Annotated in this window: 13 protein-coding genes; 7 read left to right on the forward strand and 6 right to left on the reverse strand. The window is 76.2% G+C overall.

The window, feature by feature from the left end; translation table 11 throughout:
* Window positions 1-20: 20 nt before the first annotated feature.
* Window positions 21-974 (reverse strand): STM4015 family protein, encoded by a 954-nt coding sequence (locus ABTX81_RS36860; RefSeq protein ID WP_350554793.1) that lies wholly within the window; start codon window positions 972-974, stop codon window positions 21-23.
* Between the two features lie 228 nt (window positions 975-1,202).
* Here ABTX81_RS36860 and ABTX81_RS36865 point away from each other — a divergent pair, with 228 nt between their 5' ends.
* Together ABTX81_RS36865 and ABTX81_RS36870 are read left to right on the forward strand one after the other, a co-directional pair.
* Complete coding sequence (locus ABTX81_RS36865) at window positions 1,203-1,529, forward strand: DUF8820 family protein (RefSeq protein WP_350554795.1); 327 nt, start codon at window positions 1,203-1,205, stop codon at window positions 1,527-1,529.
* A 109-nt stretch (window positions 1,530-1,638) separates the two neighbouring features.
* Window positions 1,639-2,799: a DUF6745 domain-containing protein gene (locus tag ABTX81_RS36870; RefSeq protein WP_350554797.1), complete on the forward strand. Its 1,161-nt coding sequence runs from the start codon at window positions 1,639-1,641 to the stop codon at window positions 2,797-2,799.
* A 33-nt stretch (window positions 2,800-2,832) separates the two neighbouring features.
* On the opposite strand, the gene ABTX81_RS36875 is transcribed toward ABTX81_RS36870, so the two are convergent.
* Window positions 2,833-3,708: an SDR family oxidoreductase gene (locus tag ABTX81_RS36875; protein WP_350554858.1), complete on the reverse strand. Its 876-nt coding sequence runs from the start codon at window positions 3,706-3,708 to the stop codon at window positions 2,833-2,835.
* 176 nt (window positions 3,709-3,884) lie between these two features.
* Between ABTX81_RS36875 and ABTX81_RS36880 the strand changes: the two genes are divergently transcribed.
* The gene (locus tag ABTX81_RS36880; protein ID WP_502892937.1) at window positions 3,885-4,298 is read left to right on the forward strand and encodes a winged helix-turn-helix transcriptional regulator; all 414 of its coding nucleotides are present in this window, start codon (window positions 3,885-3,887) and stop codon (window positions 4,296-4,298) included.
* 101 nt (window positions 4,299-4,399) lie between these two features.
* Window positions 4,400-4,948: a YciI family protein gene (locus ABTX81_RS36885; protein ID WP_350554799.1), complete on the forward strand. Its 549-nt coding sequence runs from the start codon at window positions 4,400-4,402 to the stop codon at window positions 4,946-4,948.
* A 95-nt stretch (window positions 4,949-5,043) separates the two neighbouring features.
* Here ABTX81_RS36885 and ABTX81_RS36890 read toward each other — a convergent pair whose 3' ends face one another.
* The 3 genes from ABTX81_RS36890 to ABTX81_RS36900 all read right to left on the reverse strand — a co-directional run bounded on the left by ABTX81_RS36890 (window position 5,044) and on the right by ABTX81_RS36900 (window position 7,796).
* Window positions 5,044-5,250 (reverse strand): hypothetical protein, encoded by a 207-nt coding sequence (locus ABTX81_RS36890; RefSeq protein ID WP_350554801.1) that lies wholly within the window; start codon window positions 5,248-5,250, stop codon window positions 5,044-5,046.
* 182 nt (window positions 5,251-5,432) lie between these two features.
* Entirely contained in the window at window positions 5,433-6,275 is an 843-nt protein-coding gene (locus tag ABTX81_RS36895; RefSeq protein ID WP_350554803.1) for a class I SAM-dependent methyltransferase, read from the reverse strand.
* Window positions 6,276-6,305: 30 nt separating this feature from the next.
* Window positions 6,306-7,796 carry a bifunctional phosphatase PAP2/diacylglycerol kinase family protein gene (locus tag ABTX81_RS36900; RefSeq protein ID WP_350554805.1) on the reverse strand — a complete coding sequence of 497 codons (1,491 nt, stop codon included), beginning with the start codon at window positions 7,794-7,796 and terminating at the stop codon, window positions 6,306-6,308.
* Window positions 7,797-7,959: 163 nt separating this feature from the next.
* On the opposite strand from ABTX81_RS36900, the gene ABTX81_RS36905 reads away from it, so the two are divergent.
* The 3 genes from ABTX81_RS36905 (at window position 7,960) to ABTX81_RS36915 (ending at window position 10,812) form a co-directional block, all read left to right on the forward strand.
* A complete protein-coding gene (locus tag ABTX81_RS36905; protein ID WP_350554807.1) occupies window positions 7,960-8,616 on the forward strand; it encodes a lysophospholipid acyltransferase family protein in 657 nt (218 codons plus the stop codon).
* 988 nt (window positions 8,617-9,604) lie between these two features.
* Window positions 9,605-10,018 (forward strand): VOC family protein, encoded by a 414-nt coding sequence (locus ABTX81_RS36910; protein WP_350554809.1) that lies wholly within the window; start codon window positions 9,605-9,607, stop codon window positions 10,016-10,018.
* 35 nt (window positions 10,019-10,053) lie between these two features.
* Window positions 10,054-10,812 carry a methyltransferase domain-containing protein gene (locus tag ABTX81_RS36915; protein ID WP_350554811.1) on the forward strand — a complete coding sequence of 253 codons (759 nt, stop codon included), beginning with the start codon at window positions 10,054-10,056 and terminating at the stop codon, window positions 10,810-10,812.
* A 30-nt stretch (window positions 10,813-10,842) separates the two neighbouring features.
* On the opposite strand, the gene ABTX81_RS36920 is transcribed toward ABTX81_RS36915, so the two are convergent.
* Window positions 10,843-12,444, reverse strand: a complete 1,602-nt coding sequence (locus tag ABTX81_RS36920) for an ABC-F family ATP-binding cassette domain-containing protein (RefSeq protein ID WP_350554813.1) — start codon at window positions 12,442-12,444, stop codon at window positions 10,843-10,845.
* Window positions 12,445-12,450 lie beyond the last annotated feature (6 nt).

Genomic DNA, 12,450 nt, shown 5'->3' on the forward strand with positions numbered 1-12,450 from the left:
CGGGCGGGCCGGCGCGCGGACTACTCGGCGACGGCGACGTAGCGCCACTGGTCGTCGGGCTTGCCGGCCTCGGAGAGGTCGATCGCCACGCCGGGCAGCGACTCGCGCAGCCGCTGCTGCATGGCCTCGGTGAGGTAGTGGTGGTGCAGGTCGAGGGACTTGAGGTGGGTGAGCGGCTGACCCTCCAGCAGCGCCGCCGCGCCCTGGTCGGTGAACACGCCCATCGACAGGTTGAGCGACTCCAGCCGGGGCACCACCGGAGCGTGGGCGACGGCGGCGGCGATCTCGTCCTGGATCTCGCTGTTCTGCAGGCCGAGGTGGCGCAGCGCGGGGAAGCGGGCGCCGTCCAGGAACGGCTGCAGGTCCTCCAGCCGGGTGGTGCCGCCGTAGTTCGCCACCCCGAGCCAGAACTCCAGCCGCTCCAGCGCGGGCAGTTCGCTCGCCGCGACCGCCTTCGGCACCGCGGAGGGCAGGCCGCCCGTCTCGAACCGCAGCGCCCGCAGGTGCTCGTGCCGCACCGGCCGGAGCATCACGCCCTCCCCCTCGATCGTCTCGTCGGAGGCGCCGCGCACGACCAGCTCGGTGAGCAGCGGGAAGGTCGTCAGGACCGGCGTCACGTCGGTCATGTCGATCCAGGAGATCTCGTTCTCCTCGTACGTGATGTCGCCGATGAACAGGGCGCGCAGGGCGGGCAGCCGCTCGGCCGCGCCGAGGATCTCGGCCAGCGGTCCGGCGAAGCTGTCCGGCCCGTCCTGCGACCACTCGCCGACCACCACGGCGGTCACCCGGGCGGTGTCCACGCGGTCCAGGAACTGCTGCCAGCGCGCGGCCCAGTCCTGGTCCGCCTCGAACTCGATGGCGATCTTCCAGGCCACGGCGGCGGGCTCGGGCAGTTCGGCGTCCTCGTCGACGGCCGCGACGAAGTCGAAGACCGGAAGGCCGTGGAACTCTTCGATGTGGTTGTTGACCGTCATGCGCTGCTCCTCGGAGGTCGGTGCGGGCCGAACAAGTGTCTACCAGCCCGGACCGACAATCCGCCGCCCGGGGCACCGCCCCGGCGCGTTGCCCACGACTCTCCCGGTGCCTCACCGGCCCCGTCCGGCACAGCCGTCACCCGGGCCCCGCTCGCCGTTGTCAGACCCTTGTCCTAGGGTCCTGGGCGTGGGAATCCGATGCGTCGTCGAGTCGCTCAGGGAGAGCTGATGTTCCGTCAGGGAGATGTGCTGATGGTGCCGGTGGAGGAGCCGACGGTACCGGCCCGGGTGGAGGCGCTGGCCGCGCAGCCCCGGGACGCGCGGGGTCGGCTGGTGCTGGCGCTGGGCGAGGTCACCGGACACGCGCACGCCGTGGTGGGCCCGGGGGAGCTGCGGCGCGAGTCGGGGCCGTTCGGTACCGCGTGGCTGCACCTGCCGGAGGGCGGCCGGGTGGTGCACGAGGAGCACGCGGCGATCCCGCTGCCCAAGGGCTGGTACCGGGTGGTCCGCCAGCGCGAGTACATCCCGGGCGCGGTGCGCGTGGTCGCGGACTGACGGACGGCGGCGCGCGCCCGGGCGCGCGGACGAGGGACACGGATCAGGGCGGGCGCGCGGCGCCCGCGGCACGGTCGGGCGGGGTGCCCGGGCGGGAACGGAGAGTGTGATGGTGACTGGACAGACGGCGCCGGCCCCCGTGGTCGGCGGGCACACCGAGGTGACGGCGCGCTGGCGGGCGGCGGCCGCCGCCACCGGCCAGGGCGACCGGGCCGGTGTCGAGCGGGCGGTGCGGGCCGCGTACCGGGCCGTGGGGCTGGCCGAACCGGCCGACGTCCGGTGGTTCGGCTCGCCGCTGGCAGCCGCCGAGGCGGCGCTGGAACTGCGCGCGGCGGGCGCCGTCACGGTGCGCGAGTCGGTGCGGACCCTGCCCTGGGACGCGGTCCGCCGGCAGGCCGTCGAGCGGACCGGCGCGGCCGGCTGGGCGCCGCTCTGGGCGCTCACCGGCGGCGAGCTCGGCCCGGTGACCAACACGCTCGCCGACCGGATCCGCACGGCCGTGCTCGACCGGATCGCGCCCGAGCCGGACACCGAGAACGACGAGGACGACGTGATCGCGGCGGCCCGCGAGCAGCGGAGCGCCGCCCGCCTCGCCCTGCTCGACGCCGTCCGCGGCCAGCACGACGCGCCCTGGTTCGCCGCCTTCGAGGCGGCCGGGGTGCTGGGGGCGGAGCCGCAGGTGTCGGACGTGCCGGGCCCGTCGGACGTGCCGGGCGGCTCCGCGGGCGAGGCGATCGCCGCACTGGCGGAGGTCGCGCGCGGCGCCGGCTGGTGGTGGCCGTACGCGGACGTGGTGCTGGTCAGCGAGCGCCCGGTGGCGCTGCACCGTGACGAGGCCGGCCGGCTGGACCGCGCCGACGGCCCGGCCCTGGCATACTCCGACGGCTTCGCCCTGCACGCCTGGCGGGGCATGCCGGTGCCCGCCGACTTCCTCGCCGGGCTCGGCACCGTGACGGTCGAGCGGATCCGTACCGAGGAGAACGCCGAGCTGCGCCGCGTCCTGCTGGAGCACTACGGCTACGAGCGCTATCTGGACGACTCCGGCGCCGTCCCGGTGCACAAGGACGAGACCGGCGTGCTCTGGCGGATCGAGCTGCCCGACGACGAGCCGGTGGTGATGGTCGAGGTGGTCAACTCGACCGCCGAGCCCGACGGCACCTTCCGCACCTACTGGCTGCGGGTGCCGCCCACCACGCTCACCGCCCGCGCCGGGGTGGCCTGGACCTTCGGCATAACCGAGGCGGAGTACCACCCGCAGCGCGAGACCTGAGCGCGTGGTGCTCCGCCGGACCCCGGACCCCGGTCAACGGAAGGCGGCGGCGTTCCGGTGGGCCCAGGTGGCGAAGGGCGTGGCCGGGCGGCCCAGCAGCCGCTCGACGTCCGGGCTGACCTGCCGTTCGGCGGCGGTCGGTTCGCCCAGGATGTCGAGCGTGCCGTCCGCGACACTCTCCGGCATGACGGCCAGCAGGTGGTCGCGGGCGGCCTCGCGGCCGAGCTCGACGAACGCCACCGGTTCGCCGAGCGCGGCCCCGAGCGAGGCGGCCTGCTCGCGCGGCGAGACCGGCGTCGGTCCGGTCAGCACATAGGTCCGGCCGGCGTGCGCGGCGGCCCACGGCCGGGCGGTGCCGCCGTCGCGCAGGACGGCGGCGGCCACCTCGGCGAGGTCCTGCGGATCCACCGTCGGCAGGGCGACGTCGCCGAACGGCGCGGCCACCGTGCGCCGCGCCCGCACCGGCTCCGCCCAGCCGAGGGCGTTCGAGTGGAAGCCGCTCGGCCGCAGGATCGTCCAGTCGAGCCCGGACCGGCGGACGGCCTCCTCGAAGGCGCGCAGCCGGGCGTGCGAGGCGGCCTGCGGCCGGGTGCCGGTCGCCTGGGAGGAGAGCAGCACCACCCGGCGCACCCCGCCGGCCGCGGCGGCGTCGAGCAGCGCGTCCGGCGCGGCGCCGCCACCGTCCATCAGCAGTTCACCGGAGAGGAGGAGGAAGAGCGCGTCGGCGCCGTCCAGCGCGGGCGCGAGGCTGCCGGCCACGGCGAGGTCGGCCCGGTGATGTCGCACGCCCCGCGGGAGCGTCCCGTCCCAGGGTCGGCGGGACACCGCCGTGACCTGCTCGCCCGCCGCCGCCAGCGCATCCACCAGCGGCCGTCCGATGGTGCCCGTCGCACCCGTCACCACGATCACGACGCAGTCCTCGTTCCTTGACAAGAGAATCATTGGGAAACGGCCGAAGGGCCGCTCGGGAAAAGGGGAGTTGGCGAAGCTCGGGACGCTGTCCCCGGGCTCGCGGAACGACGCTAACAGGCTGCGTACAGTAGGTACCTAGAGGAAAGTGACCCGGTGTCGAGGGGGCGGGGCGGGTGAGCGGCACGGAGTGGACGGCCGGGGGGTCGGCGGACGGATCGACGGGCGGACCGGCGGACCCGGCGCTGGCCTGCCCGATCGGCCCGGTCGTCGACCTGGTCTTCAGCCGCTGGACCACCCCGATCCTGTGGACGCTCAACGAGTACGGCCGCCAGCGGTACGTCGAGCTGCAGCGCAGGGTCGCCACCATCACGCCCAAGGTGCTGACCCAGCGGCTGCGGCAGCTGGAGCGCGACGGCCTGGTCCGGCGCACCTACCACGCGGAGGTGCCGCCGCGGGTCGAGTACGAGATCACCGATCTCGGCCGCAGCCTGGCCCCGCTGTTCGCCGGCCTGGCGCAGTGGTCCGCCGCCAATCTGGACCGTGTCGAGCGGGCCCGCCAGGCGTACGACGGCCTGACCGCCCCTTGACTCTCACCCCACGTCAGGCCGCACCGTGGACGGCGCACACGCGCAGCGGACGAACGGAGAATCGGGTCGACGCGTTGAGCCCGGGGCGGCACCCTGCGGGCATGGAGTTCTTCGTTCACCACCGGGACCGGCCGCACTCCAGGGCGGCGCGCCACGGCCTGCGGGAGGAGCACTGGTCCTACATGGACGGGTTCGCCGCGGCGATGATCGCCCGTGGCCCCACCCTCTCCGACGGCGACGGCGCACCCACCGGCAGCGTCCACATCCTCGACCTGCCGGACCCCGCCGCCGCCCGCTCGTTCGCCTTCGACGAGCCCTGCTACCAGGCCGGCGTCTACCGCGACGTCCTGGTGCGGCGCTGGCGCAACCTGCTGGGGCGCACCATGGCGGAGTTCCCCGGCGGCCGTACCGGCGGCAACCGCTACCTGGTGCTCGGCCTCGGCGCCGGCCGGCCCGCCGACCTCACGCCCCCGCCCGAACGCGACGAGCTGATCGCCTACGGTCCGCTCCTCTCCGACGACGGCTCGGCCTGGCTGGGCACCGCCGTCCTGCTCCGCGCCCCCGACCCGCACGCCGCCCGCGCCGTCCTCACCGCCCACCACTACGCCGCCGTCGAGGTCCACCGCTGGCAGTTCGGCGGCCGCGCCTGACCTGTGGACCGGGCGCCCTGCCGACCTGCCGGGCGCGCGGCACCGCCCGCGCCTGGGACGGGCGCGGGCGGTGCGGGGTCGGTGCGGAAAGGGGATCAGTGGATGTCGATGCCGTCGAAGGAGCCGATGATGGCGTCGCCACCGACGTTGGTGATCTCGCCGCCGGCGAGCTGGTTGCCGGTGCCGATGACGGTGATGGTCGTGGTGTTGACCGTCACCTCGTCGGCGAAGGCCTGGGTGGGCAGGGAAACGGCGCCGATGGCGGCGACGAGGACGGCGAACGTGCGGACGGTGCGGTACATGATGGTTATCCCTTCGTGGACCAACGGTGCTTCGAACCCTAGATACCGGAGCCGCATTAAAGCTAGGAATGTCACCCGAACAGGTATATGTCCGTGTCGTCCGCCCTGACTCCTCGTTAAGCCCTATCCGGGCTCGGTCCATGGTCCCGGGGGGGCCGGCCCGGATCGCCGGCATCCGCTCCTCAGCGGCTGCGGCCGGGCCGGGCCGCGCGGGCCAGCAGGAGCGGCTGGAAGAAGCCGGTGGCGGCGGGCGGCTGCCACTCGACGGCGGTGAAGCCCGCCTCGGCGGCGAATCCGGTGAGCTGGTCCTGGGTGAGCGCCCAGTACGAGCTGCGGTGCACGCTCACCGCACCCCAGTCCTCGCCGCTCCCGTCCTCCCGGTGCGCGAGCCGGAAGAGCTCCAGGTCGTACCGCTCGCCGTCGTCGTGCCAGTGCCAGAGCTGGAAGGTGACGGTCCGTCGGCCGCCGACCGCCGACACCTGCGGCGCCGTGGACGTCGGGCGGCTGCGCCGAAGGTCGTCGTACGGGCGGGTGGAGAGCAGCAGCAGGCCGCCGGGGCGCAGCACCCGGCACAGTTCGGCGAACGCCGCACGCACGTCGGCGGGGGTGAGCAGGTGCGGCAGTGCGTTGTCGGCGCACACCACGGCGTCGAACCGCCCGTCGGGGCAGGGGAGCCGGCGCATGTCGGCGGCGGCGGTCGGCAGGCGCAGCCCGCGTGCCGTTGCCTCAAGTACGGCCCGGGCGGCGGCCACCGGGCTGAGGTCGGTGCCGGTGACGCGGTGGCCGCGCGCGGCGAGGCCGATCGCCTGGGTGCCGATGCCGCAGGCGCAGTCGAGGACCTCCGCCGGCGCGTCGCCGAGCCGGGCGCGGAGCAGCGCGTCGAGGCCGGCGCCCTGCCGGGCCGCGCCCGCCTCCCAGTCGGGGTACAACAGGTGGTAGTCGGCGGCCAGTCGGTCGTAGAAGCGGGCGACCGGGTGGGCCGCTCCGGGGGCGGGCGTGGCACGAGGGGCGGTCGGCTCGCTCATGCGGCCACGCTACCGGAGCCCCGTCCGGTCCTAGCCGGGCCGGTAGACGGTCAGCGCCCGTCGGGCCTTGGCCAGCCGGAGGGCGCCGGCGGCGGGCACCGACTCGCCGTCGACGGCGATCCGGTCGGCGTCGCCCAGGGCGTCCAGGTCGAGCGCCCGGATCCGGGCGGCGTGGTAGACCCGGGACCGGGAGAGCGTGCCGGACAGGAACGCGGCGGCGAGCCGGGTCCGGGCGAACGGCCGTCCGCCGTCGACCACCCGGACGTCCAGCAGGCCGTCGGCGAGCCCGGTCCGATGGGTCGGGGCGAAGCCCGGCGGGTCGTAGGCGCCGTTGCCGGCGAACAGCAGCCAGAGCCGGCGCTCGCGCCCGCCCGCGCGGACGGTGACCGGTTCGGCGGTCGCCAGCACCCGGGCGGTGGCCACCGCGAGCGCCGGCCACTTGCCCAGCCGGCCCTCGAACGCCTCGCGCACCCGGACCAGTTCGGGGTAGACGCCCAGGCTGAACGTGTTGAGGAAGTGCCGGCGCTCGGTGTCGTCGGCGGCCAGCCCGAGGTCCACCCCGCACGCCCGGCCGGACGTCACGGCGGCGGCCGCCGCCTCGATGTCGTCGATGCCCAGGTCCAGCGCGAAGTGGTTGAGGGTGCCGCCCGGGAAGACCGCGAGCGGCAGGTTCCGTTCGACGGCCAGCCCGGCGGCCAGGTTGACGCTGCCGTCGCCCCCGCAGACCCCGAGCGCCCCGCCGTCCGCCGCGGCCCGGTCGGCGGCATCGGCGAGCAGGGCGGGCAGGTCGTCCTCGGGCCCGCAGAGCCGGATGTCCGCCCGGGGCAGCACGGCACGCAGTGCGGCAACCGTCGCCTCGGGGCCGTCGGACGTCAGCGCGCCGTTGCCGGAGCCGGAGTTGACCACTACCGACAGGCCCGCCCCCTCGGGCAGCGCCGGGGCCGGGCGGCGCGGCGGCGCGGCCGGCGGCGGCACGTCGGAGGAACGTGGCCACCAGCGGAGGGTGAGCGCCGCGAGCGACGATCCGAGCGCGAACCCCGCCAGGACGTCGCCCGGGTAGTGGGCGCCGGTGTAGACCCGGGAGAACCCGACCGCCAGCGCCACCGGGGCCACCACGGCGGCCGCGGCGGGCGACTCGATCGCGACCGCCGTGGCGAAGGCGGCGGCGGAGGCCGAGTGGCCGGAGGGGAAGGAGGTGGTGATCGGCTGGCGGAGCAGCCGCCGGGCGGCGGGTACCGGGTCGATCAGCGGGCGCGGCCGGCGGGTGAGTTGTTTGGCGGCGATGTTGGCCGCCGATGAGGCGAGGGCCAGCGAACCGACCCCGCGCAGGGCCGCCCGCCGCCCGGACCGCCCGCCGACGGCCCCCAGCACGGCGGCCGCGCCGAACCACAGCACCCCGTGGTCGGCGGCCCGGCTCAGCCCGCGAAGCCACGGTCCGACCCGCGACCCGGCGCCGAACGGGCGGCGGGCCACGGCGATCCGTTGGAACAGGGCCTGATCGATCACGTCCAGTCGCCTCATCCGGACGAGCCTAGACGCGTCCGGTGTCCGGCGCACGGCGAACGGTCGGTGCCGCGGTACCCGGACCCGGGTGAGTACGGGTACTCAGGCGCCGCCCGCCGGGCCCGCGCAGACTGGCCGACAGGACCCCGCACCACCGTCACCGAGGAGCCACACCACCGCCATGCTGAGTCGTGCCTCCGCCCTGCTGCTGCCCGCCTTCGGCCGTCTGCACATCACCGCCGACACCGGCCGCCCCGCGCCGGGCAGCATCGTCGCGGCCAACCACACCTCGCTCGCCGACCCCGCCGTGGTGCTGGCCGCCCTGCACCGGCTCGGCGCCCGGCCGGTCGTCCTCGCCACCGCCGGGCTCTGGCGGGTCCCGCTGCTCGGACCGGCGTTGCGTCGGGAGGGACACATCGCCGTCCACCGGGGCACCGCGCGGGCGGCGGAGTCGCTCGACGCGGCCGCCGAGGCACTGGCGGCCGGGCGGGTCGTGCTGATCTACGGCGAGGGCGGACTGCCGCGCCGCCGCGACTCCGGGGAACTGCCACCCGGCCCGTTCCGCAGTGGCCTGGCCCGGCTGGCGCGGGCCACCGGCGCCCCGGTCGTCCCGCTCGGCCAGGCCGGGTCCCGCCGACTCACCTCCGGCGGCCCGCTCAAGCAACTCGCCGGCCTCGCCACCGCCCCCGTCCGCCGCCCCACCCTCCACGTCCACCTCGGCACCCCCCTGCACCTGCCACCCGACCCCGCCGACGCGACCACCCAGGCCCACCACGCCGTCACCGCCGCCTGGACGATCGCCGCCCGCCACGCCGCGGCTGAACCCCACCCCGCGTGACCCGGTCGGGGGCGGCTTCCCCTGCGTCGCGGCCCGCCGACGATGTGCCGGCAGGCGAGGTGGAGAGCCCTCGACCCCACGCCGTCCTCACCGCCTGAAGACGGGCCGCCCGCCACGCCCCGAGGGAACCCTCGCTGGCGTGACCCGATCGGCTGCGGCTGCCCCGCACCGCACCGCAGCCGGCAGGCGAGGCAGCGTGCTTCGGGGGTGGAGCAGAGGTTCCCCGGCCGCTGAGGAGCGGGCACGGTAGCTACGCCGTCACCGCCGTCCGGACCATCGCCGTCCGGACCATCGCCGCCCGCCACGCCCTGGTCGGCTGCGCATGCGTTGCGGTGGCCGGGTGAGGCAGCGGGTGTCGGGGGCGCGAGGTGGAGAGCCCTTTGATCCCAGGCCGTCATCGCCGCCTGAACGCTGGCCGCTCGGCGCGCCGCAAGGCGACCTGGCTGGCGTGACCCGGTCGGCGGGCGGGCGCCCCTGCGTCGCGGGCGGCAGGCGATGCAGCGTGCTTCCGGCGCCGTCGAGGAGTGGGCGTGGTGCCACAACGCCGTGACCGCTGCCTGGCTGGTCGCCACCCGCCACGTGGCGGGAACCGCGCCCGGCGTGGCGGTTTGCCCCGGCACCGGTGGACCGGTCGGCGAGGCTGGTCCGGATGCGGAGGGCATGGTGAGCGGGATGGCCGGCCGCAGCGTACCGGCCGGCGGCGGCCGCACCGATGACCGGCCGGCCTGGGACCGGCGATGTGCCGGGGTGAGGTGGTTTCGCGGCCGTTGAGGAGTGGGCGCGGTCCCACGATGTCGTGGCCGCGGCCCGGAGGGTGGCCGCCCGGTGGGCTGCGAGGGGAGCGGGGCGGTTGTCGACCGCGCCTGCTGCCGGGGGGGCGTGGGTGGTCTGCCGGGGGAAGAGCTCTCTGCCGGAGGAGTGGGGGTGGCCCCATGACGCCGTCGCCGCCGCTCGGGTGGGTGTCAGTGGGGTGGTCTACGGTCACGGTATGGGTGGCGAACGCGATGGGGTGGCGGGGTTGTTCACGGCGATCGGGCGGACGGTGGTGGTGGTCGAGGACGCCGATGCGGCGCTCGGGTTCTACCGGGACGGGCTCGGGTTCAGCGTGCTCTTCGACGGTGACCTCGACGGGTACCGGCTGCTGCACGTCGGTCCGGCGGGCGGTGACGGGCCGGGGTTGTGGCTGATGCCGGCCGAGTCCGCGGAGGCGCGGGCGGCGGTGGGGCGCCAGACGGGCGGCATGCCGCTGCTGGTGCTCCACACCGACGACCTCGACCGGGTGGCGGCCCGGCTCGCGGAGCTCGGTGTGCCCGCCCGGGCCGGAGCGCCGGACGGCGGGCCGGGGCGCTCGCTGCACTTCCGGGACCTCTACGGCAACGAGCTGATCGCCGCCCAGCTGTAGGGCGCGGGGGAAGCGGACGGGGCAGGATGGGCGGCATGGAGCGTACGTTCGAGGAACTGGTGGACGAGGCGGCCGAGGCCCCGGTCGACGGATGGGGCTTCGCCTGGCTGGACGGCCGGGCCACCGAGGAGCGCCCGTCCTGGGGGTACCAGCGGCTGCTGGGGGAGCGGCTGGCGCTGGCCTCGGCCGCGCTGGACCTGCAGACCGGCGGCGGGGAGGTGCTCGCCGGCGTCGCGGACCGCTTCCCCCGGACGATCGCCGCCACCGAGGGGTGGCCGCCGAACCTGGCCAGGGCGACCGCCCTGCTCCACCCGCTCGGCGCGGTCGTGGTGGCCGACGCCGACGAGCCGCCGCTGTCGTTCGCCGACGACGCCTTCGACCTGGTGAGCAGCCGTCACCCGGTGAGCGTGTGGTGGGCGGAGGTCGCCCGCGTGCTGCGCCCCGGTGGCAGCTACCTGGCCCAGCACGTGGGGCCGGCCTCGGTGTTCGAACTGGTCGAGTTCTTCCTCGGGCCCCAGCCGGAGGCGCGCCGGGCCCGGCGGCCGGAGGACGCCGCGGACGCCGCCCGGGCCGCCGGTCTCGACGTGGTCGACCTGCGCTCCGAGCGGCTGCGGGTCGAGTTCCTGGACATCGGCGCGGTGGTCTGGTTCCTGCGCAAGGTGATCTGGATGGTGCCGGGCTTCACCGTCGAGGCCCACTGGGCGCGGCTGCGCGAGCTGGACGCCCTGATCCGGGCGGAGGGGCCGTTCGTGGCCCACTCCGCCCGGTTCCTCATCGAGGCACGCAAGCCCTGACGCCGTCCGGGCCCCGGAGACCCGCCCGGCCTACCCCTCGGTGACCAGGTCCAGGTAGTCCTCGCTCCAGAGGTCCTCGTCCCCGCCGGGCAGCAGCAGGACCCGGTCCGGCCGCAGCGCCTCCACGGCGCCGGGGTCGTGGGTGACCAGCACGATCGCGCCCGGGTAGCCGCCCACCGCCGTCAGCACCTCGGCGCGTGAGGCCGGGTCGAGGTTGTTGGTGGGCTCGTCGAGCAGCAGCACATTGGCGCCCGAGTGGACCAGCCCGGCCAGGGCGAGCCGGGTCTTCTCGCCGCCGGACAGCACCCCGGCCGGCTTGTCGGCGTCGTCGCCCCGGAACAGGAACGCGCCGAGCACGTGCCGCACGTCACCGTCGGTGAGCCCCGGTGCGGCCGCGGCGAGGTTCTCCCGGACGGTGCGGCCCGGATCGAGGGTCTCGTGCTCCTGGGCGAAGTAGCCGAGCCGCAGCCCGGGCCCGGGCACGACGCGCCCGCCGTCCGGGGCCTCCCGGCCGGCCAGGATCCGCAGCAGCGTGGTCTTGCCCGCCCCGTTGGGGCCGAGCACGACCAGCCGGCTGCCCCGGTCGACGGCGAGGTCGAGCCCGTCGAGCACGGCGCGCCCGCCGTACGTCTTGGTGAGGCCGACCGCGCCGAGCGGCATCCGCCCGCAGGGTGCCGGCTCGGGCAGCCGGATCCGGGCGGTGCGCTCGGCCTGGCGGACGGGTTCGAGCGCGGCGAGCATCCGGTCGGCCCGGCGGGCCATCGAGCGGGCGGTGACGGCGGTCGCCACATTGGCCCGCATCCGGTCGGCCTGGGTGTGCAGGGCGGCGGCCTTGCGTTCGGCGTTGGCCCGCTCGCGGGCGCGGCGGCGCTCGTCGGCCGCGCGCTGCGCCAGGTAGGCGGCCCAGCCGGTGTTGTGGACGTCGATCGTGGCGCGCTGCGGGTCGAGGTGGAAGACCCGGTTGACGGTTCCGGCGAGCAGCGGCACGTCGTGGCTGATCAGCACCAGGCCGCCGGGATGGCCGGCCAGGTAGCCGCGCAGCCAGGCGACGGCGTCCGCGTCGAGGTGGTTAGTGGGCTCGTCGAGCAGCAGGGTGCCGTGGTCGGCGAAGAGGATCCGCGCCAGCTCGACCCGGCGCCGCTGGCCGCCGGAGAGCGCGCCGAGCGGGCGGTCCAGGACCGGCTCGGGCAGGCCGAGGCCGGCCGCGACCCGGGCGGCCTCGGCCTCCGCCGGGTAGCCGCCGCGGGCCTGGAACTCGGCCTCGGCCCGGGTGTAGGCGGCCATGGCACGGCGCTGCGCGCGCTCGTCGGCGGCGGTGGCCATGGCGTTCTCGGCGGCGCGCAGGTCCTGGACGGCGGTGTCCAGGCCGCGCGCGGACAGGATCCGCCCGCTGACGGTCACGGCCGGGTCGGCGGCGCGGGAGTCCTGCGCGAGGTAGCCGACCGGGCCGGTGCGGGTGACGGTGCCGGCGGCGGGGCGCAGCCGCCCGGCGAGCGTGGCGAGCAGGGTGGTCTTGCCGGCGCCGTTGCGGCCGACCAGGCCGATGCGGTCGCCGGGGGCGATGTGGAGGGTGACGTCGGACAGCAGCAGGCGGGCGGCGACGCGCACGTCGACACCACGGGTGGTGATCAAGGGGAT

This window comes from Kitasatospora sp. NPDC097605, assembly GCF_040302725.1.
GTDB lineage: Bacteria > Actinomycetota > Actinomycetes > Streptomycetales > Streptomycetaceae > Kitasatospora.